The following is a 21,236-nucleotide window of genomic DNA, read 5'->3' as shown; positions in this document are numbered from 1 at the left end:
CAATGAAGGTCTTGGTCACAGGCGCATCGGGCTTCATCGGACGCCTTGTCGTGCAAAGGCTTTGCGAGGCAGGGGTGGAGGTTCGCCTCGCCTCGCGCTACCCAGAAAGGCTCGCTTCGGGCAGCGACATCGTCGCCTTGCCGCGTTTCGATGCGCCGGCCGAGGCCTTCCTTGCCGTCACCCGCGATGTCACGGACGTCGTTCATTGCGCCGGCCTGAACAATGATCACGGCGGTGCCACCGAAGCCGACTACCGAGCCGCCAACGCGGAACTGAGCGCGCGGCTGGCGCATGCGGCTGCCATGCAGGCAAGCGGACGCTTCATCCAACTGTCATCGGTCCGGGCCGTGATCTGCGCCCGCGTCAGCGCAACGATCGACGAGCATACGGTCCCCGATCCGCAATGCGCCTACGGGCGCTCGAAACGCGAAGGCGAGATCAGGGTCCTGGACGCCTATGCATCGCACGGCCGCGCCGACGCCGCCGTGCTGCGCCTGCCTGCCGCCTACGCAAGCGGCATGAAGGGCAATCTGGCAATGCTGATGCGCCTGGCCGGTACGGGCCTGCCGCTGCCGACAGGTATTCTGACAGGAACCCGCTCGCTGGTGTCGGCCGACGCAGCGGCGCAAGCCGTGCGGCATTTGTTGGCTCATCCGGGGCCGCTTAGCCCTGCCTATATAGCCAGCGATGTGCCTCCGGTGTCGGTGGCAGCCGTCGTAAGCGCCTTCCGTAAGGGACTTGGGCGGCCGGTGCGCCTGGCTGCCGTACCGGCCAGCCTGATGCGGATGGCCGCGGTGGCGCTAGGCAAGCGGGCGTTTTGGGAGAGCATGACGGCGACACAGATATGCGACCCTTCCCTGCTCATCTCGCAGGGCTGGCTGCCGGAAACAGCGACGCTTGATCGTCTAAGCGAAATCGCGGCGCGCAGCAGGCAAGCTCAACCTGGATAAATCGTCGCGATCAGGATGCGAAGATCAAGGCCGATCGAGGCGACCTTGAGATAGTCGGCATCGGTTTCGGCCAATAGGGCCGGGTCCGACATGTCGATGCCCTTGACCTGAGCCAGGCCGGTGATGCCGGGAAGCGCCGATGAAACGCCCAGCCGTCGGCGGCACTCGATCAGCTCGGTTTGCGTCGGCAGACAGGGACGCGGTCCGACCAAGCTCATCTCGCCCTTCAGAACATTCCAGAACTGCGGCAGCTCATCGAGCTTGAACTTCCGCAGGGTCTTTCCGGCCGGCGTCACGGCATTCGCCGGCGCCTCGTGCGAAGGCAAGGATGGCGTGCCGACATACATCGTGCGCAATTTGTGACAGCGAAAGAGCACGCCATCGCGGCCAACCCGCGTTTGAGAAAAGATGGCCGGACCGGGCGACGATATACGAACAGCCAGGACAGCGAGCGCCAGGACGGGTGACGTGACCAGGAGCAGCAGCGCCGCGCCGGCAAGATCGAAGATTTGCTTGGCTGTCTTCATGAACCGCCGATAGTGCTCGTTGCCAAAACCAAAGACGAAATACGAATCCGCTCGACGTAGCATGAGGCTATCGCTCGACCAAGCTCGACCCCCCTCGCCTGCTCGGATGCGCCCGCAGAGGAATGCCAGCCAGCGCCCCAGGGTCCCGAAGGTCCGCCGATAAATGCCGCTCTTGCGCAGATTGCTCAAGCGCCGAAGAAGGCCAGGGTCTTTTGAAGCATCAGTTCGCCTGCCCGGCCGCTTTCGGGATCACGGCCTCAGGCACGTCCCCTCTTACCTTCTTGGTATGGTCAAGACCCGCAAGCACAGCGAGCGAGGATGCCTTGTCCTGGCTCTTCACGGATTGCTGCAGGGCCGCAAGCGCCGCCTGGACATCGGACCATTCCGCGACATCGGTGCTCAGGCCAAAAATCTTGGAAATGCCGAGTTCGACCAGCTCCTCATCCTCACCATGCAACGTTTCATGGAGTTTTTCACCCGGCCGGATTCCGGTGAAGCGAATGGGGATGTCCGTGTATGGGCTTTTTCCGGACATGCGGATCATCGTCTCGGCAACTTCGAGGATCGGCACCGGTTTGCCCATGTCGAGCATGTAGACGGCGTAGTCGTCGCCGGCTTTCCGCGAGGCGGCATCGGCCGCGGACATGATGACGAGGTCGACGGCTTCGGCCACGGTCATGAAATAGCGCGTCATGCGCCGGTCGGTTATGGTGACCGGACCTCCGGCCTCGATCTGTGCCTGGAATATGGTTGCGACCGAGCCATTGCTGCCAAAGACATTGCCGAACCGAACGGCTATGAACTTGGTGGCGGGGCGCCGTGCGCCGGGCTCGCCGGCGGGCGTTTCATGCAAGGCGCTGACGATCTGTTCGGCCGCCCGCTTCGTCAGGCCCAGCACGGATGTCGGGTCCACGGCCTTGTCGCTCGAAACAAGCACGAATTGCTTGACGCCGCATTTGGCGGCAACCTCGGCACAGACAAGCGTTCCGAAGACATTGGTCTGGATGGCCGAATCCCAGTTTTCCTCGAGCAAAGGCACATGCTTCAGTGCCGCGGCGTGGAAAACGATGTCCGGCTTGAACTCGGTGACGACACGCGTCATCTGGCGCCGGTCGGCGACATCGACAATGCGGACCTTGAGGCGGTCATGGTCCTTCTCTTCGACGTATTGGCTCAACTGGAAAATGCCGAACTCGGAATTGTCGGCAACCAGCACCGCCTCCGCGCCCAGTTCCAGTGACCTCTTGACCAGGGTGCGGCCGATGGAACCGGCGCCGCCGGTGACCAGGACGCGCTTGCCGCCGACGAAGGCCCCGATGCGTTCGATGTCGGACGGAACCGTGGGGCGGCGCAGGATCGTTTCCATCTCGACCTCGTCGAGAACGAGCTTTCCCTCCTGGCCGAGCTGCGAAAGCCCCGAGAACTGCACCACCGCTATGTCGCCTTGCCGGGCAACACGGACGAGCTCCGAATACTCCTCGATCTCATGTTCGGCGCCGCTGCCGAAAATCAGCAGGTCCAGGCTTGTCGTACCCTTGGCGTATTCTTCCAGCACCTCGATCAGGCGGGGGCGGGTGGCCACGACGGGAACGCCCTGGATCCGAGTGCCCTGCGGAACACCGTGCTCAATCGCCATAATCCCTGCAATTGAATACTCTACAGGCTGCGTCGTGCGCGTGAAACGGATGATTACGTCGGCCTCGCTCAGCTTGCCGACAAACACCGCTCTCTTGGTCGAAGCCTTGCCGCGACTCAGAATGCGCCAGCTCGCGCCGTCGCGAAAGAACCGGTAGAAAATCCGGGGCGCCGAGATGATCGTGAAAGAAACCAGGAAGAAGACGATGAACTGGCGCTCATTGAGGCCCGCCACCGGCTGAAAGGAACGAACAAAAAGCGAAACACAGTAAAGGACGATGGTCAGTATTGCGCAGCCCTTCAGGATGTTGAAGAAATCCGGCGTCGAGGCGAAGCGCCACACAGTATTGTAGAGGCCGCAATATCTGAATAACAGATGACTAAGAATAATGATGCTCGCCCAGCAAGCGAAACCCGCTGGAGAGAACGCTTCGAACGACAGCCTCGACTGCGATAAAGTCAGGCTAAGCGCCACCGCCACCAAAACCATGGCGATGTCTTGAATCATGATGATGGCGCGACGCATTGTGGGCCGGAGTCCGGGTACAGCTTCTACATAGGATTTCATCGGACGGTACTGAACTCCAGGCGCGAAGACTTCAATACTAAAGTGGCTCTAGAGCGAATACCATCCGTCACCGGCGGCTTCTTTTTAGTACCAAATCTTCGGCCCCCGCCGCGTGTATCGCATAGCGTGGACTTGAAATCATCGCCAGAGATTTTTTCATAGGTTGGCGGGTGAAGAGAAAGTCCGTTTGATCAAGATCTTGCACATCAACTGCAAAGAGCCCTAGAGTCCGACAGCAACTCAGGATAGAGAGAGGGGTCGGCCGGAGAGGTCAATCCTTGACTACTCTTTGCCCTGGTGCGGTCTGCTCTCGACCTATGGCCTATGGTTCCGCAGATATCAAGCGGTTCGAGAATGCCGGCAGCGCGATCGTGAGGCCATCGCTCGGTCCTTGACGCCAGACGGCTCTCACCCTGTCGACGCGGCTGGGAATGCAGTGTGGATAGCTGGAAGGAAAGGTGAACCGCCCGAAGCGATTTTGCGGTTGACAGCCAAGTCTGCTGCAATATGACGGTCTTCCCTTTACCAGCCAAAGCGAAGTGATGAAGTTTGGATCAAGTGGCCTGCGAGGGTTGGCTTCAGAATTAGTCGGGAAACCCAGCGGCCTTTATACGGAGGCTTTCGCTTGGCGTCTCGTTGCCGATGGGGTCCGATCGAAGGCCAAGGTGTTCGTTGGTCGCGACTTGCGCGATAGCAGTCCGACGATCGCCGCCAACTGCATGGCTGCCTTGGCGGCAAGTGGGTTTCAACCGATCGATTGCGGTGCCATTCCAACGCCAGCCTTGGCGTTGTATGCCGGGCAGCATGACGCAGCGGCGCTCATGGTTACGGGTTCGCACATCCCTGCGGACCGCAATGGCATCAAGTTCTATAGCCCGCGGGGCGAGATCACCAAGGCCGATGAAGCCGCTATGGCACACTATGCTGCCGAACGGCTAGACGCCTATTGCCCCCCGCCGCCAATAGGTACGGCTTTGCCGGGGCATCACGACAATGCGATCGCCGCCTATCGCGCGCGCGCTGATGACATCTTGGAGCCAGGGTCCCTTTCGGGCCTGAGGCTCGGCGTCTATCAGCACAGTTCGGTCGCGGCGGATCTTCTGGTGGAGGTTCTCCGATCCTTTGGCGCAGATGTGACACCTGTCGGGAAATCGGAGACCTTCGTACCCGTCGATACCGAAGCCGTTGACGAAACCACAATTGCAAAGTTCAAGGGTTGGGCGCGAGAATTCCACCTCGACGCCATCGTGTCGACCGATGCCGATGCTGATCGGCCACTGATTGCCGACGAGAATGGTGACCTGTTTCGCGGCGACCTGATCGGCCTCGCCACGGCTCTGTTCCTGCGGGCTGACATCGTGGTGACGCCCGTGACTTCCAATTCAGGTATTTCGAAAGCCTTCGGTTTTACGGTTCTGAGAACGAAGGTCGGATCTCCTTTCGTCGTCGAAGCCATGGAAGCCTCACACCACCCCGGGAAAATCGTTGTGGGCTTTGAAGCCAATGGTGGCGTTCTCTTGGGGTCGGACTGTTCGCTACACGGCAAGACATTGACGGCATTGCCGACACGGGATTCACTGCTCCCCATCCTGGCTGTCCTCGGGATGGTCGCATCGACAAGAAAATCGCTGTCAGGTCTGCGCGCGTTGTGGAATCTTCCGGCCTGTGCAAGCGAACGCCTTGAGAATTTTCCAGTGGAGAGTTCGCGCAGCTTGATGCGTCGGCTCGCGGATCGGCCTGCACTGCAGCGGTTTCTGGCCCCGTTCGGGACTGTTGCTGAAGTTGACGAGACCGACGGCCTAAGGACACAAATGCTGACTGGCGAGATCATCCATCTGCGGCCGTCCGGCAACGCGCCTGAACTTCGCTGTTATTCGGAGGCAGCAGACCCAGGCAGAGCGAGAGCGATTGTGGCGCTGACGCTCGACAGGGCGCAGGCAATCGCATCCACAAACGAAGCAGAGGTCATTTCATGAAAGTGGTTCCCGTCATCATCAGCGGTGGAGCCGGATCGCGACTATGGCCTGCCTCAAGGCAATCGCACCCCAAGCCTTTTCTTAAAGTGGCGGACGGGCATTCGCTTATTCAGCACACAGTGCTGCGCGCCGCGTCGATTGAGGGCGTGGTGGAACTCGTGGCTGTAACGTCCGGGGACCACCTTTTCCTCACGAAGGACGACTTCGACGAACTGGATTCGGTTGTGTTGCCGCGTACGTTTCTGCTCGAGCCGGAAGGCCGGGATACTGCCGCTGCCGTGGCGGCAGCCACTGTCCATGCCAAGGCAACGCAGGGCCCTGATGCGATTCTATGCGTCTTCCCGGCCGATCACATGATTGGCAACTTGCCTGCGTTTCTAGACGTTATGGGCCGGGCCATCGAATACGCAAAACTGGGGCGGATTGCCACACTGGGCATCAGCCCGACCAGGCCGGACACGGCGTTCGGCTATATCGAAGCCGATGGTGAGAAAGTCGTCCGTTTCGTTGAAAAACCGGATCTCGACACAGCCAAAGCCTATGTCGAATCCAAACGCTTCTTCTGGAACGCGGGGATTTTCTGCTTCAGCGCGCAACGAATGCTCGACGAGATGGCTTTGCATTGCCCCGAAGTGATCCAGGCGGTTTCCGACAGTTATGAGAACGGCCGATTCAGTCAAGGCGAAGGCTTTGCCAAAATCGAACTCGCACCCGAGCATTTTGGCTCCGCTCCGCGTATCTCTCTCGATCACGCGGTTATGGAGAAGGCGAACAATCTTGCCGTGATTCCTTGCGACATGGATTGGAACGACATCGGATCTTGGAACGCGATGGCCGATTTGATCGCTCCTGACGAAAGCGGCAACAGGCTACGCGGCGATGTTCACATGGTCGACACCACCGGCAGCTATGTAAGTTCCGACAAGCGCGTCATCGGCACGGTCGGGGTCAGCGATCTGGTGATCGTCGATTCTCCCGACGCATTGCTTGTCGCCTCCCGCGATCGCGTTCAAGACGTCAAGAAGTTGTTCGAGGGCCTCAAGGCTTCCGGGCATGAGGCGCATTTGGTCCACAGCACCGTACATAGGCCGTGGGGCACCTATACGGTTCTGGAGGAAGGCGAGCGCTTCAAAATCAAACGCATCGAGGTGAAGCCCGGCAGACGTTTGAGCCTGCAAATGCACTACCATCGCTCCGAGCACTGGGTCGTGGTCAGCGGGTCCGCGAAAATAGTCAACGGCGACCAGGAGCTGTTCCTGGCGACAAACGAGTCAACCTACATCCCCTGCGGTCATAAACACAGGCTGGAGAACCCGGGCCGGATTGACCTGGTGATCATTGAAGTGCAAAGCGGCGATTATCTCGGCGAGGACGATATCGTGCGTTTTGACGACGTATACGGCCGCGCCTGACAATCCATTGGGTGCTTGGCGACCAGTCACCGGATAAACCGAGAACATTGATGACAAAGACAGCTTTGATTACCGGCATCACCGGGCAGGACGGCGCCTATCTGGCGGAGCTTCTGCTTGCCAAAGGGTATGAGGTTCACGGACTTGCACGGCGTTCAAGCACTGCCGATGTGAACACCACGCGCCTGAAGTGGCTCGGCATCGAGAAAGACGTTCGGATCGTGGACGGAAACCTCACGGATTTGTCCGGTCTGGTTAGAACTATGCGCGATGTGAAGCCGGATGAAGTCTACAATCTTGCGGCCCAATCTTTCGTCAAGTCATCGTGGCAGCAGCCGATCCTGACAGGCAACGTTACCGGCATAGGCGTGACCAATGTTCTTGAGGCAATCCGCCTGGAATCGCCGGAGGCCCGTTTCTATCAGGCATCATCCTCGGAAATGTACGGCCTTATCCAGGAGCCGATGCAATCGGAAACCACACCTTTCTACCCCCGTTCCCCTTATGCGGTGGCGAAGCTCTATGGTCACTGGATTACGGTCAATTATCGCGAAAGTTTCGGCCTGCATGCCTCAAGCGGCATCCTGTTCAATCATGAATCTCCGCTTCGCGGCATCGAGTTCGTCACCCGCAAAGTCACGGATGCGGTCGCGCGCATCAAGAAAGGCATGGCAAAGGAATTGCGTCTCGGCAACATCGACGCCAAGCGTGACTGGGGTCATTCCAAGGACTATGTCCGCGCCATGTGGCTGATGGTACAGCAGGACCAGCCGGACGATTACGTGGTCGCGACAGGCAGGACGACAACTGTGCGCGACATGTGCCGTATCGCATTCGACCATGTTGGGCTCAAGATGGATGACCATCTTGTGATCGATCCCGACCTATTCAGACCGGCCGAAGTCGAAATTCTGCTCGGAAATCCCGCCAAGGCAAAGCAGAAGCTGGGATGGGAGGCGACGACCTCGCTGGAAGCAATGATCTGCGAAATGGTGGACGCGGACCTCGACCGCCTTACCAACCCGCCGAGCCGCGGGTAATCGGAAAGCCCTCTTTGCCAACATGATCGGCACGTTGACGCATCGCATCCTGATAACCGGGGCCAGTGGGTTCGTCGGCACGACACTCTTGCAGTTGCTGGAGCGGGAGCACGGTTCCTGCGAGGTTTTTGCTTTTGGTCACGGCGAAGGGCAAAACCCGATCGATCTGCTGGACCAGGACGCGGTCGACACGGCCGTCCAGAAGGTACAGCCCACCGCGCTTATCCATCTGGCAGCAGTCGCCGCCCCTTCCGATGCACGCAATGCGCCGCGACATGCCTGGAACGTCAATGTTACAGGCACGATGAATCTTGCCGATTCCGTGATGCGCCACGCGCCACAGGCACGGTTCGTTTACGTTGGCAGCTCGGAAGCGTACGGCGCTTCCTTCCAAAGCGCCCGCGGCCCGGTGACGGAGAGTGCCCCGCTTCGGCCGATGACCGTCTACGGTGCCACCAAAGCGGCCGCGGACCTAATGATCGGGCAAATGGCATATGACGGTCTGCGCGCCATCCGCTTTCGCCCGTTCAACCATACCGGCCCGGGCCAGTCCGATGCCTATGTTGTCTCCGCCTTCGCACGCCAAGTTGCAGAGATCGCATCGGGCAAGAACAAGCCGGTCATTAAGGTCGGCAATCTTGAAGCCGAGCGCGACTTCCTCGATGTTCGCGACGTGGTGCGCGCCTATGCGAGCGCCGCGACGATGGATCTGGAGGACGGACCGGACCATGTCTACAACATCGCATCCGGGCAGCCCCGAAGAATCCACGACATATTGGATATGCTTGTCGCACAGGCAGGCATCGATATCGAAGTGCATACAGACCCCGAAAAATTTCGCCCAAACGATATCTCCTCGGCATGGGGTGATGCCTCAAAGGCACGCGACAAGCTGAATTGGAGTCCTCTAGTGCCATTCGAGCAGACACTCAGCGACGTTTTGGGGTATTGGCACCGGATATATAGCGCCCGTTGACTGCGAGACGCGCGCAAAGGATCGATCACATGTTCCGAAGCCTATGGCAGTACCGCCATTTCATCATGTCCTCCATCAGAGGCGACCTAAAAGGGCGTTTCGTGCGGTCGCGCTTGGGCGGCCTGTGGTTCATCCTTCACCCGCTTGCGCAGGCAGTCATCTTCTCGATCGTTCTCTCGGAAGTTCTCAAGGCACGGCTTCCGGACACAGACAGTCCCGCCGCCTACCCGATCTATCTCCTGTCGGGCATGGCCGCATGGACGCTGTTCAGCGAGATTCTCATGCGCAGCATGACCGTCTTCATCGAGCAGGCACCCGTGATGAAGAAGATTGCCTTTCCGCGTTTGTGCCTTCCCGTGATCGTCGGGGGCACGGCGCTGATCAATCACCTGCTGCTGCTCATCGCGCTCTTTATCATCTTCATTTTCCTCGGGCATATTCCGGGCCGTGCTTTGGTCTTGCTGCCGATTGGGATCATCTTGATTGCGGCGATCGGCTTCGGCCTTGGCGTGATCCTCGGCGTAATGAACGTGTTCATTCGAGATGTCGCGCAGGTCATGACAATCGTGCTTCAGCTATGGTACTGGCTGACGCCGATCGTCTATCCGGCTAACGTCTTGCCGGAGAGGTACAGTTTCGTGTTGAATATCAACCCGGTCGCGCCCTTGGTGGCGCTTTACCAGGATGCGCTGTTGTTCAACCGCTGGCCGAGTCCGGAAAGCCTGATCATACCAGCAGTCCTTGGTCTGGTGAGCGTGACTTTTGCGATGGTCTTCTTTCGGCGTGCAAGCCCCGAACTCATCGACGTGCTGTGACCATGACCATGCTTTCCGTCAGCCATCTGTCGAAGCGCTATGCGAATTATGCGAGCAACCTCGAAAGGTTCGCGGGCTGGTTCGGTGCGCCGGTCAAGCCAACGGAGGAATTCTGGCCGGTCAGGGACATCTCGTTTTCGCTTGCGGCCGGAGAGGCGCTTGGCCTCATCGGGCAGAACGGCGCCGGCAAGAGCACGCTTCTGAAATTGATCACCGGCACGGTGCGCCCGACCGAAGGCGTGGCGCATGTCGGCGGCCGCGTCAGCGCCATTCTGGAACTCGGGCTCGGCTTCAATCCCGAATTCACCGGACGGCAGAACGCTTTCCATGCTGGCGGGCTGATGGGTCTCTCGCAGGCACGGTTGACCGAGCTCATGCCTCACATCGAGGACTTCGCCGAGATAGGCGAGTTCTTCGACCAGCCGCTTCGAACCTATTCGAGCGGCATGCAGGCGCGCCTGGCCTTTGCGCTAGCCACCGCGGAGCGACCGGAGGTGCTGATCGTCGACGAAGTGCTTTCGGTTGGCGACAGCTATTTCCAGCACAAGAGCTTCGACCGGATACGCAGCTTCAGGGCGGCAGGCACCTCGATTATTCTGGTCACCCACAATCTAGACGATGTGAGACCATTATGCGACCGGGTCATTCTGCTGGATAAGGGGCATGTGCTGAAGGACGGGCCGCCTGACGAGGTGATCGACTATTACAATGCCCTGATCGCGACTAAAGAGAACGAAAAGCTGACCGTGGAGCAGCGCCGCGAAAAAGGCCAATGGCTGTACACCCGAAGCGGCAACAAGGCGGCGACGGTTGAGTCGATAGAATTGACCGACAGCGACAGCGGAGCCCCGGTCAAGAGTGCGCTTTCCGGGCAGAGCCTGACAATCCGAGCCAGTATTGTTGCGAAAGAGGCAATCCCGGAGCTAGTTGTGGGTTTCATGCTTAGAGACCGTGCTGGTCACGTTGTTTGGGGAACCAACACCTGGCATACGAAGCAGGCACTTTCGAACCTGGAGGCTGGAGACAAGGTCGAGTGTCGCCTGCGCCTTTCCTGCGCTCTCGGTCCGGGCTCATATGGTCTTTCGGTTTCTCTTCACACCGGAGGCGTTCACGTCGACAGCAATTTCGACTGGATAGAAAACGTTGAGGTTTTCGAAGTCGTCAATTCCAGTCACCCTTTCTTTATCGGAACGAGCCGTCTCGACCATACGTTCGAAATCATCCGATGAAAAAGAGCTTTGATGAACTGTACAAGACCTTCGAAGACCGGTTCCGCGGGCCGCGGGAACTCGTCAAGGAACGGCAGAAAATCTATCTGCCTCTACTGACTCAGCTAACTGCAAGAGAGGATGCGCCGAATCTAGCGATCGATCTTGGCTGCGGACGCGGCGAATGGCTGGAGATCCTCACGGAGGCGGGCCTGACTGCCGTGGGTGTGGATTTCAACGAAAGCATGGCGCAGGGAGCCGTCGATCGTGGACTGAGAATCGAGCCTCAGGACGCAATCGAATATCTTCGAGGGCAAGCGGACGACAGCGTGGCTATCATTTCGGCCTTCCACATGGTCGAGCATGTTTCGACCGATTATTTAATCGAGTTGCTGGATGAGTGCCTGAGAGTGTTGACTGATGATGGCGTGCTTATTCTGGAAACGCCTAATCCGGAGAATATCTCGGTCGCTACACATACTTTCCATCTCGACCCGACCCACAAGAGCCCACTGCCCCCGAGCCTGCTCGAATTTCTTGTGGAGCAGGCCGGCTTCTCAGAAACCGCGATTCTGCGGCTGAATGGTGCGCCCATGATCGAAGCGGGGCCGATGGAGAGCAGCGTTCACCTCATGTTCGAAGTGGCGCGCGACTATTCCTGTCTCGCAAGAAAGCGTGATGGACCAGCGGCAGGAGAACTCAAGTCACTTGCGGCGTTTGTGAAAACTGCGTCACAGCAAATGCCCGCCGATGTAGAACAAATAAAAGGTTGGTTGCATTCCGCTGACGACGAGATCGCCAGGAACTCGGAAGCAGTCAAGGGAATGATGTCCTCCACCACGGATCAGCTTCAGCAATTGACCGAAAGCCTCGCCTCCCAATCGGAGTTAATGAGAGCAGGACAGACTGCGCTCACCGACACGCTAGCTTCCCTCGGTAGGTCCCTAGCCGAGCGGGATGCCGAAGTCGCCCGCCTCCGACGGCACATGGCCGAGCGGGATGCAGAAATCGCTAGGCTGAATAAGAGCGTAGCGAGGCGCGGTCTGACGTGGATTCTTGGGCGGCTCCATTCCGAGGCAGCAGGCTTAAAGCGGGCGGCGGTCAGCAGTGCGAAGCACCTGTTTCGGCCATTTGCTACGCAAGCGATGCGGTTTGTCCTGAAGCATCCGCGTTTGCGCACCCGCACTATCGATTGGCTGAGGGCCAACCCGGCACTGCTTGCCCATGCGCGTCTATTCGCGGCATCTCGCGGACTCACCGGAGCGCCCATAACCGCTCCACCGCCAGGATCATCCTCCGCCGAATTGATGGGGATCGACCCGTCGTTGCGTGGACTGTCGGCACACGGGCGCCGAATTCATGCCCAATTGAAGCGCGCGATTGGTATGAAACGACAGAGTTTATGATGCGCGTCATCATCGATATGCAGGGCGCGCAGGCGACCAATGCGAAGCGCGGCATCGGTCGTTATGTTATGGCTTTCGTTGAGGGAGTAGTTCGCAATCGCGGCGAGCACGAGATCGTTCTTGCCCTGAACGGCACCTTCCCAGATTCCGCTGCGGATATTCGTACGCATTTTTCCGGCCTATTGCCAGCGGCCAACATCCGAACTTGGGTAGCACCCGCGTCAGTCGCAGGCCTACATCCGGAATATACCGGACGGCGCAAAGCGGCCGAGCTTTTGCGCGAAGCCTTTCTCGCCTCGCTCGAACCAGATGTCATCGTGGTGTCCAGCCTATTTGAAGGCTGTGTGGACGATGCTGTGACAAGTATCGGACTGCTTCCCAACTCGGCCCCTGTGGCGACCATTCTGTTCGATCTGATCCCGCTCCTCAACCGCGATCCTTATCTCGCCAACCCGGCCGTTGCTTCGTGGTACGAATCAAAACTCGATCATTTGCGCCGCTCGAATCTGCTTCTCGCCATCTCAAAGTCCTCGCGACGGGAAGCAATTCAGTGGCTCAATTTTTCCGACGAAGAAGCTGTCTCTATTTCAGCCGCGGTGGACAATAACTTCCGGCCGATGCAGATCGAAGCGGCGCAGGAGTATACCTTGCGCAGCAAATATAGGCTCACGCGTCCGTTCGTAATGTATACTGGCGGTATAGATCATCGCAAGAATATACCCGCTCTGATCCGAGCCTTCGGCAAACTTCCAAGAAAGCTAAGAAAGAGCCACCAGCTCGCCATCGTCTGCTCCGTCGAAGAGAGCACCCGGGCTGAACTGCAGGAAATGGCAAGACTAGCGGGAGTGCCCGACGACGGCCTCGTGCTCACAGGTTTCATCCCCGAGAACGATCTCGTCGCGCTTTATAATCTGTGCGCGCTCTTCGTTTTCCCTTCGTGGCATGAAGGTTTCGGCCTCCCCCTTCTCGAGGCCATGAAATGCGGCGCGCCTGTGATCGGGGCGAATAGATCGAGCGTGCCGGAGGTGATAGGCTTCGAACGGGCGCTGTTCGATCCGTTCTCTGTGCCAGATATGGCAGCCCGTATGGAGGAAGCGCTGAGCGATGCCGACTTCCGATCGGCGCTCGTCAGCAACGCCATTGATCGCGCAGAGCTTTTTTCATGGGATGCCACTTCGTGTACCGCTCTGAATTCCCTGGAAAAGCTTCATGTCACGCGCAGCCTCTCAGCCCAATTGCCAGCAACGCCGCGGGGTCGACCAAGGCTGGCCTACCTGTCGCCGCTGCCGCCTAGCCGCAGCGGAATCGCGGATTACAGCGCAGAATTGTTGCCGGAACTTGCACGCCACTACGAAATCGATGTCATCGTTGACCAGCCTCACGTCGATGATCCATGGGTGAACGCGAACAGCCGCGTCTACACAAGTGCATGGTTCGCTGAAAACGCCCACCGTTATGCCCGCGTTCTGTACCACTTTGGCAACTCCCCATTTCATGGAGAAATGTTTGGTTTGTTGAAGCAAATCCCCGGTGTGGTAGTCCTACATGATTTTTTTCTGAGTGGAATTCAATCTCATCTTGAGTTTTCCGGCGGTGTACCCGGAGCATGGAGCCGCAGCCTTTATGAAAGTCACGGTTTCGAGGCGGTGAGACACCGCTTTCACATGAACGACACGGCTGAGACCGCCTGGAGGTACCCCTGCAATTTCGAACTGATCCGCGACTCTCTTGGGATCATTGCTCATTCCCATTATTCTAGGCAGTTGGCGCTCGAACACTATGGCGAAGAGGCAGCGCGCCGATGGTCCTATGTTCCCTTGCTCCGCGCACCTGTGGATCTGCCGAGTCGCAGCGCTGCGCGAAAGCGGCTATCGATCCCAACCGACGAGTTCGTCACCTGTAGTTTCGGCATGTTGACGGCGACCAAACTCGGTGATCAGTTGCTTACCGCTTGGGCTGCGTCCCGGCTCGGCCGCATGAAAAATAGCAGGCTGGTCTTCGTCGGAGAGTCGCCGCCGAACGAATTCGACGCATCCTTGCGAGCGGCAATTCGGGGCAGCGGGGCGGGACGACGTGTCTCGATCACAGGTTGGACGAATCGGGAAACTTATAGGGACTATCTTGCCGCTGCGGACATGGCCGTCCAGTTGCGCGGCAATTCGCGGGGTGAGACTTCGGCCGCTATTCTCGACTGCTTGGCTGCGGGCCTGCCGACGATCGTAAATGCTAACGGCTCAGCGGCTGAACTCGACGATCGCGCGGTTCGCAAAGTGAAGGATCGGTTCGGCCAAATCGAGTTGAGCGAGGCCCTAGATGGCCTCAGTGAGAGTACAGACGAAAGGGAGCGCCTCGGACGACAAGGTCGAGCCTATCTGCTTGCCAATCACACCCCGCGTCTCTGTGCCGACCGATATGCTGAAGCAATTGAAAAATGCTATCATAAAAATCATGCTGGGGTTGGCGGGCTGATTGATGCGTTGGCGCAGCATGACGGCTACGGTTTTGAGCCGACCGAACTGGCCGCGGATATCTCCATGAGTATAGCCGTCACACGCGAGCGGGCCTCTCTTTTCATCGATATCACCTACCTGCGGACTTTCGACCTACGCACCGGCATCCAGCGAGTAGTTCGGTCTGTCTTAAACGAATGGTTTGCGCATCCGAATAGGGACTTTCGCATCGAGCCGGTCTTTTTGAGCGGTGGCCAGTTTTTCCATGCGAAGCGCTACACTGCGCAATTCGTTGGCGGGGATGAGAACGCCTTCGAGGACGAACCCGTTACTTTCTGCGCCGGCGACATTTTCCTGGGGCTGGATCTTAATCCTGATACCCGTTCGACAGAAGCTGCACCGGCATTCCACCAAATGCGATTGTTCGGCGTTAAAATCGTGTTTCTGATCTATGATATTCTCCCGGTTCTACACCCTGAGTGGTGGCCGGCAGGCGGAAGCGACACCCATCGAGCGTGGCTCGTAAACTCATTGGTCGTCGCCGATCAGTTAGTCACGATATCGAAGGCTGTGACCGACGACGTTGAAGAATTCTTCGCCGCGGAGTTCCCGCCCGGTAGCAAAAAACCTGAAATCGGCCATTTCCATTTAGGTGCCGATATCGGCCGGTCCAATCCGACCAGAGGCTTGCCCGACAGTGCCATCGGCATCCTTGATGCTATTGCGAGCACCCCAACCTTTCTGATGGTCGGCACCATTGAGCCGCGCAAGGGCTATGGTCAGGTTCTCGACGCCTTTGATATTTTGTGGGGCAAGGGAGTATCTGTGAACCTGGCGATTATCGGCAACCAGGGATGGATGACCGAGGTAGTAGCCGACCGAATGCGGCTCCATCCTGAAAATGGTAAACGCCTATTCTGGCTTAATAGTGTAAGTGACGAATATCTGGAACGCCTTTATGCCGCCTCGGCCTGTCTTGTCGCCGCTTCCGAGGGCGAAGGTTTCGGCCTGCCGCTGATCGAGGCGGCGCAGCACAAGCTACCGATCATCGCCCGTGACATTTCGGTATTCCGGGAGGTCGCCGGCGACCACGCTTACTATTTCGTAGGATCGGCCGGTGCGGATCTGGCTGACTCTATTTGCGAGTGGCTGACGCTCTTCAGATCGGGGCAACATCCCCGATCTGACAATATGCCCTGGCTAACCTGGGCTCAGAGCGCGAGGCAGTTGCTCGACCTTATTCTTGAGGACAGGGGGCTTCCGGCCGAAGCGGAGCCGTCGCTCTCAAAGCGAATTGAACAAGCCCAACCATTCCGCAATTAACAGGTTTTTCGAAAAGGAAGAGTTCGGCAGCGAGTACCTAGCAGCATTGATGATTGGTGGCCTACTGCCATGTCATTGCTCTGACTGGTCTTTCATGCCATCTGGAAGCGTGACAATCCCAAAGTAAAGTGATCAAAGAGCGCATGTCGAACAGCCTGAGAACCTTTCTGGCGGGAGTTGTCCTTCTTCCGCTGGTCCTTGCCGCGAATGGAGCGATTCCCGGCTATATGAGCCCTACGGCAGGGCAAGTGATCTGGCTTATCGGCTTTTCGAAGTCTTTCGCAAACTACGGGTCTCTGTACGCGCATAATTTTGGAATTCCGGAGCCGGCAGCTATATCCTTTGGGCTGTCCGCAGCGCTTCCCGCGGCAGTGTTGTTGAAAATCGGGATATCTGCAGTTAACGCCTATGCAGCGGTGTTCGCCATGTGGCTTGCGACCGCCTTTGCAGGGGCATTCTGGTTTGCGAGATCAGTCGGGGCTGGACGACCGGCATCGCTACTCAGCGCCTTGTTATGGTGCACGTTTCCAGTTGTCTGGCAGCATAGCGGCTACTCGGCAGTAGCGCTTGGGATTGCGCTGCTACCGTTCTATTATCTCACGGCCATGAAGATTTCGATTGATCGCCTCTCTGCGTGGTCGTGTCTTGGCTTTGTTGTTGCTACGTTTGTGGCCGTGTTTATGGACGGCTACACGTTCATGATGTTTGCCTCCGGCACTGCTTTGATGTTTGGCTGCGCGCTGATCAGACGCCATCGCGATCTAAAAATAGATCTGCTCTACCGCGCCTTCGTCATCGCTCTAGCGTTTGCTGCATCCTACGCCGCTTACGCCTTCTATGTGGGAACTTCGGACTTCGGCGCGCAACCTATTGATTTCTTCCGAGGGTGGGGCGCGAGCCTCGAATTCTTCTTCGTGCCGACATCTGGTGTGTTGGCGATCCCAGACATGCTTGGTCTCAGCATGGCGCGGGCGGAGCATGACTATTTCGGAGATGCGTCGACTTTCATTTCGACATTCTGCGCCGGGGTCGTAATCGTAGCACTTTACGGCGCGCTCACGCTCAGGGACAGAAGATTCTATCTATTGGTCTTCGGTCTATTTGCGATCGTCGGTTTCTATATGGCGCTGGGGCCAACAGTGAAATTTCTGACCTACCGGCCTGCCGGCGCAGGCCTAGTAATGCCTGCTTCATACGGTTGGGTCGAAAGCGGAAATGCATGGATTTCTCAATATCTGCCTGGCTTCAGAACCATGCGAGCCAGCTATCGCTGGACAGCACTCGGAATGTTCGGGTGTTGGGCTATCTTTGTGCTAATGCTGGCACGCGGCAAACTGTCTATGAATGCTCGTGCTACGCTGATTATGATCTTGCTGATATTCAACATACCCAACCCTGTTAGACTGCACACATACAGGCACTATCGAGATGTGGTCAACGAGATAGCGACTGAGGTCGCGTCGTGGAAATCGCACTTCCATAGAGGTGAAACGGTTGCATTTCTGCCGCCCGGCAATGACTTCCTTGTCAATTTCGTCGCTAGTGAGCTGGATATTCGCACCTACAATGTGGGCGGGGACAAGAATCTCGTCGCCGCGGCGCGTAATTGGCCCGATGAGATGAACGACTTTGAGCAGGGCAAGATTACGCCTGAGTTCGCGATGAAGGTGAAGGCGGTTCTTGAGAGCGGCAAAGCCGATGCCGTCGTTCTCCCATATATTAATCTGCTGTCGTCGGCTCACGACTGGCCGGCCCCGAATGAGCGGGAACAAGAACTCTCCCCCATCGCCAAAGCTCTCGATGCCGAGGATCGGTATGATGCGGACCTTATGGAGCACTACGCCGTTATCCGGCTCGCTCACGGCCTCGATCCGGCGGGCACCTTATCTGTCTGGAACACGGTACCGCCAATAGATCTGGACAAACCAGTGAGCTTCGTGAGCGGGGAAATCGGCAGCAACTATCTCGTTGAACGCAGCTGGTACCCGCCCGAACCGGCCGGAACATGGTCTCGCGTCAAGCAAGCATCAATCCTGGTCGACATGACCGACATTCCGGACGGAGGGCGGTTGAGCGTTACATTTTCGGTTTTCGCGCCCGGAGATACCTGCACCGAAGTCGAAATCAGTAGTGGAACCACAGTGATGTTAAGTCACAATTACTGCAACGTATCTGGTCGGATTTCCGTCGAACTTCCACGAGCGGGTTTGGCGAAGAATGGGCAGTTGGATTTCCGCGTTGACCAGTTGCGTTCTCCTGCATCTTACGGGAGTCCCGATACTCGAAAGCTCGGCATTCTTCTTCAATCCCTGTCTGTGGTCAAATAAGGCATGCAATCGTCGTGTGCAAATCCTTGTTCTAATTAGCAGCTCAGATGGAGGATGCGTTACGCCAACCCTGGACGCCGTCGACTGAAATTCGTGGACGCCCGTCGACCAATCCGATGATTGCGGGACGCTCAATTTCGAGCTTCCAGCCTTCATTAAGAAAGGTGCTCATGATTCGCCCTTCGATCTGGCGGGAGTGCGTGCCGATGACGATGTAGCGAACGAATTTGTTAAGGTCGCTGATCGCCGCTTCGACGAAATCTGCCTCGCCGCCCTGAATATCGATATGCAGGAGATCGACCGGCTCGCCGCTGACGATATCGGCCAGCGGGAAGGCATCAAGTCTCTGATATTGCCCTGATACCGAAGCTTCCTTGATCTGTGCTGCCGTCGCATTCAGGATCGGTTCCGAGCCCCAGGATGCGCCGGCATTCTCGACGACCGGAAAGAGCGCTTCTCCTTTTTCAGGCGCTGCGACACCATGAATGATCCGAAATTCGTCTTCCGAAAAGTCGTTGGCCGCCATTGCCTCCTGGGCATAGGCGACATGCTCGCTATCTCCTTCGATGCCAATCAGTTCGACTGTGAGTCCCTTGTTGCGTGCGGCAGCGCCTGTGTTGTTCAACCAGCATCCCCAACCGCACCCCAACTCCACAACGCGGAAGCGTTCCGAGGCCAAGTCAACGGCCCTGAGTGCTGCGGCCCATTCAGCTATGTCTGCATGCCAGTTGGCGGGGATAGGTATCGGCTCGATGGTTCCCGCCTTGCCATCGAGAATGCCCGGGAAAAACCGAGGTGAAACTTTGACGCCGAGGAAGTTTGTAACGTAGGACGGGTGGGGCTGCAGATCGCTCCGCGCGTGTCTATTCATGGTGCCTATAGCATCGAAACTGCAGTTATAGTGGAAGAATACGCTGCCCGGTCCCGGCTCCTTGGACGCTCGCAACTGCTGGTTTTCCCGGAGCAGGCTATCACGTTGCGCCGAAAGATCGGCACGATCCTGCCATAGCCTCCTGATCTGCGGTATTTTGAGCGCAGCGGCCTTAAGCATTGTTATCGTCTCCTGAGATTGCTCAAACGTCTAGCACAGCGAAAAACTAACCGTCTGTCTTTTGTTTCGCCGCAATAGAGCACGTCGATAGGAATCGCTGGCGCTTTCCCTTTTGGGGCTTCAGCCTTGCTCATTGGTTATCTCACACAGTCGACCGGCGATCAGTCCGCCAACAAAAAATAGAAGATCGCCCAGAACAGTGATCATTCGTCCGATCACCACAGCCAGAAGAATGACCGAGCTGGGGCTGAGCCCGTCGAGCAGAAAGAGCAGAACAGCTTCCCTAACGCCGATACCTGCCGGCGCGCCTGGAGTTAAAAGCCCCGCAAGCCAAGCAATTACATATGCACCGACTATCGCCGGATAGAGGCTAAGGTCGCTCGAGCCACCGGCAAGACTGTAGGCGGCAACGAAGATTGCGCCAGAAACAGCAAGATAAGAGGCGTAGAACGCCGCTGACTTCGCGAGAATCGGTCCGAATAACCATCTTGTCAGCAGGAGAAGTGCTGCGGCAAGAATCAAAAATAGGGGTAGGCTAGTGGCCAAACCAATATCTAGAAACACGAATGGTGACACGAGGGGCACAAACAAAATCGTAGACGCTGCGATGACCAGCAATTCCAAAACGGACGACTTTGCAAGCGGGGCGTTACTGATACCGGCGGCGACCCCCAATGCCTGTCTGCCGACAAGTTGGAAAACATTTCCTGGAACGTATTTCGCCAGTTGTGAAGTGGCGTAAGCCCACACCGCCCAACGAAATGGTCGATCCACACCAACATAAACAAGAATTTCCCGCCAGCCGGAAGCAAGTAGAATACTCGAAATTCCTGATATAAGTGAGAGAGATATTAGAAATACTATATCCAGCGTGTCAAAGTTTCGGAAACTTATTTCACTACCATACAATATTATCTTATTAAAAACGAAAAGCAGAGCCAGGAACGCCAAGAAGAACCCAAGCGCTTTAATATTATCTCTAACAAACCTGTCTATTGTTTTATAGATCATCATGCGTGAACGAGAAAACCTGATTCGCTCCAAAAAGAAAGCGTCGGTAGGTAACCATCTTTAAACCTACCGAGCGTCCAGCATCCGACAGCTTCTTTTTATCCAACAGGTCTTCATGCTCTTCGTTCGCACTTCGACTGAAAACACCGATTCGAGAACCTACCCAATGGACCCAATCCATTGAGGGATGAGGCGTCGTACAGACAATTCGTGCCGCTGGGGCACGCACTAGGTTCGACTTCAAAGTCGCCAAGAAAGTGCGAGGATCCTTTACGTGCTCGATTACCGCCAAAGCAGCAATGGTGTCGAACACCTCCACGGCCAGATGTTCCGCCTGGACAAATTTATGCGAAGGATATTTCTTTCTAGCAGCCGCGATCGATACCGGATCCAGGTCGATCCCTACATAGTTCCGGCTGTCAACAAGCTCCGCCAACGCACCATTGCCACAACCGACGTCCAATACGCGGCCTTTTATGTATTCTCTAACAGCGACAATTCGCTGCCGCTTCAAGAATGGGGAAAGCACTCCCTCGGTCGCTTGGTCAGCCAATTTCTATA

15 protein-coding genes are annotated in these 21,236 nt (G+C 57.3%); 10 read left to right on the top strand and 5 right to left on the bottom strand.

The features are described 5' to 3' along the window. Positions 1–2: 2 nt before the first annotated feature. Positions 3–950, top strand: a complete 948-nt coding sequence (locus tag FJ426_RS05545) for an NAD-dependent epimerase/dehydratase family protein (RefSeq protein ID WP_140559411.1) — start codon at positions 3–5, stop codon at positions 948–950. Here the strand turns inward: FJ426_RS05545 and FJ426_RS05540 are convergent. Then, positions 938–1,477, bottom strand: a complete 540-nt coding sequence (locus FJ426_RS05540) for a sugar transferase (protein ID WP_140520766.1) — start codon at positions 1,475–1,477, stop codon at positions 938–940. The genes FJ426_RS05545 and FJ426_RS05540 overlap by 13 nt on opposite strands. Before the next feature lie 220 nt (positions 1,478–1,697). Continuing rightward, complete coding sequence (locus FJ426_RS05535) at positions 1,698–3,638, bottom strand: nucleoside-diphosphate sugar epimerase/dehydratase (RefSeq protein ID WP_140494846.1); 1,941 nt, start codon at positions 3,636–3,638, stop codon at positions 1,698–1,700. A gap of 584 nt (positions 3,639–4,222) precedes the next feature. Here FJ426_RS05535 and FJ426_RS05530 point away from each other — a divergent pair. The 9 genes from FJ426_RS05530 (at position 4,223) to FJ426_RS05490 (ending at position 18,613) form a co-directional block, all read left to right on the top strand. Further along, a complete protein-coding gene (locus tag FJ426_RS05530; RefSeq protein WP_140559410.1) occupies positions 4,223–5,656 on the top strand; it encodes a phosphomannomutase in 1,434 nt (477 codons plus the stop codon). Further along, positions 5,653–7,068, top strand: a complete 1,416-nt coding sequence (locus tag FJ426_RS05525) for a mannose-1-phosphate guanylyltransferase/mannose-6-phosphate isomerase (RefSeq protein WP_140559409.1) — start codon at positions 5,653–5,655, stop codon at positions 7,066–7,068. Before FJ426_RS05530 ends, FJ426_RS05525 begins: the two co-directional genes overlap by 4 nt. A gap of 50 nt (positions 7,069–7,118) precedes the next feature. Next, positions 7,119–8,108, top strand: a complete 990-nt coding sequence (gene gmd / locus FJ426_RS05520) for a GDP-mannose 4,6-dehydratase (protein ID WP_140559408.1) — start codon at positions 7,119–7,121, stop codon at positions 8,106–8,108. 34 nt (positions 8,109–8,142) lie between these two features. Beyond that, a complete protein-coding gene (locus tag FJ426_RS05515; protein WP_246672551.1) occupies positions 8,143–9,084 on the top strand; it encodes a GDP-mannose 4,6-dehydratase in 942 nt (313 codons plus the stop codon). Between the two features lie 29 nt (positions 9,085–9,113). Further along, a complete protein-coding gene (locus FJ426_RS05510) occupies positions 9,114–9,899 on the top strand; it encodes an ABC transporter permease (protein WP_140559406.1) in 786 nt (261 codons plus the stop codon). A 2-nt stretch (positions 9,900–9,901) separates the two neighbouring features. Further along, a complete protein-coding gene (locus FJ426_RS05505) occupies positions 9,902–11,128 on the top strand; it encodes an ABC transporter ATP-binding protein (RefSeq protein ID WP_140559405.1) in 1,227 nt (408 codons plus the stop codon). After that, positions 11,125–12,513, top strand: coding sequence for a methyltransferase domain-containing protein (locus FJ426_RS05500; protein ID WP_140559404.1), 1,389 nt, complete (start codon positions 11,125–11,127; stop codon positions 12,511–12,513). Before FJ426_RS05505 ends, FJ426_RS05500 begins: the two co-directional genes overlap by 4 nt. Then, the gene (locus tag FJ426_RS05495) at positions 12,510–16,286 is read left to right on the top strand and encodes a glycosyltransferase (RefSeq protein WP_210242325.1); all 3,777 of its coding nucleotides are present in this window, start codon (positions 12,510–12,512) and stop codon (positions 16,284–16,286) included. Before FJ426_RS05500 ends, FJ426_RS05495 begins: the two co-directional genes overlap by 4 nt. A gap of 143 nt (positions 16,287–16,429) precedes the next feature. Further along, complete coding sequence (locus tag FJ426_RS05490) at positions 16,430–18,613, top strand: hypothetical protein (protein ID WP_140559403.1); 2,184 nt, start codon at positions 16,430–16,432, stop codon at positions 18,611–18,613. A gap of 43 nt (positions 18,614–18,656) precedes the next feature. On the opposite strand, the gene FJ426_RS05485 is transcribed toward FJ426_RS05490, so the two are convergent. From FJ426_RS05485 to FJ426_RS05475, 3 genes are all read right to left on the bottom strand, one after another. After that, on the bottom strand, positions 18,657–19,664 hold the full coding sequence (locus FJ426_RS05485; RefSeq protein ID WP_140559402.1) for an FkbM family methyltransferase: 1,008 nt from the start codon (positions 19,662–19,664) through the stop codon (positions 18,657–18,659). Between the two features lie 120 nt (positions 19,665–19,784). Next, a complete protein-coding gene (locus tag FJ426_RS05480) occupies positions 19,785–20,678 on the bottom strand; it encodes a hypothetical protein (protein WP_140559401.1) in 894 nt (297 codons plus the stop codon). Next, positions 20,665–21,228: a class I SAM-dependent methyltransferase gene (locus FJ426_RS05475; protein ID WP_140559400.1), complete on the bottom strand. Its 564-nt coding sequence runs from the start codon at positions 21,226–21,228 to the stop codon at positions 20,665–20,667. The genes FJ426_RS05480 and FJ426_RS05475 overlap by 14 nt, the downstream gene beginning before the upstream one ends. Between the last annotated feature and the right edge of the window lie 8 nt (positions 21,229–21,236).

Origin of the sequence: Mesorhizobium sp. B2-6-4 (genome assembly GCF_006441495.1) — a bacterium.
In the GTDB taxonomy this organism is placed as follows: Bacteria; Pseudomonadota; Alphaproteobacteria; order Rhizobiales; family Rhizobiaceae; genus Mesorhizobium.
This window is presented reverse-complemented; position numbering and strand designations above follow the sequence as displayed.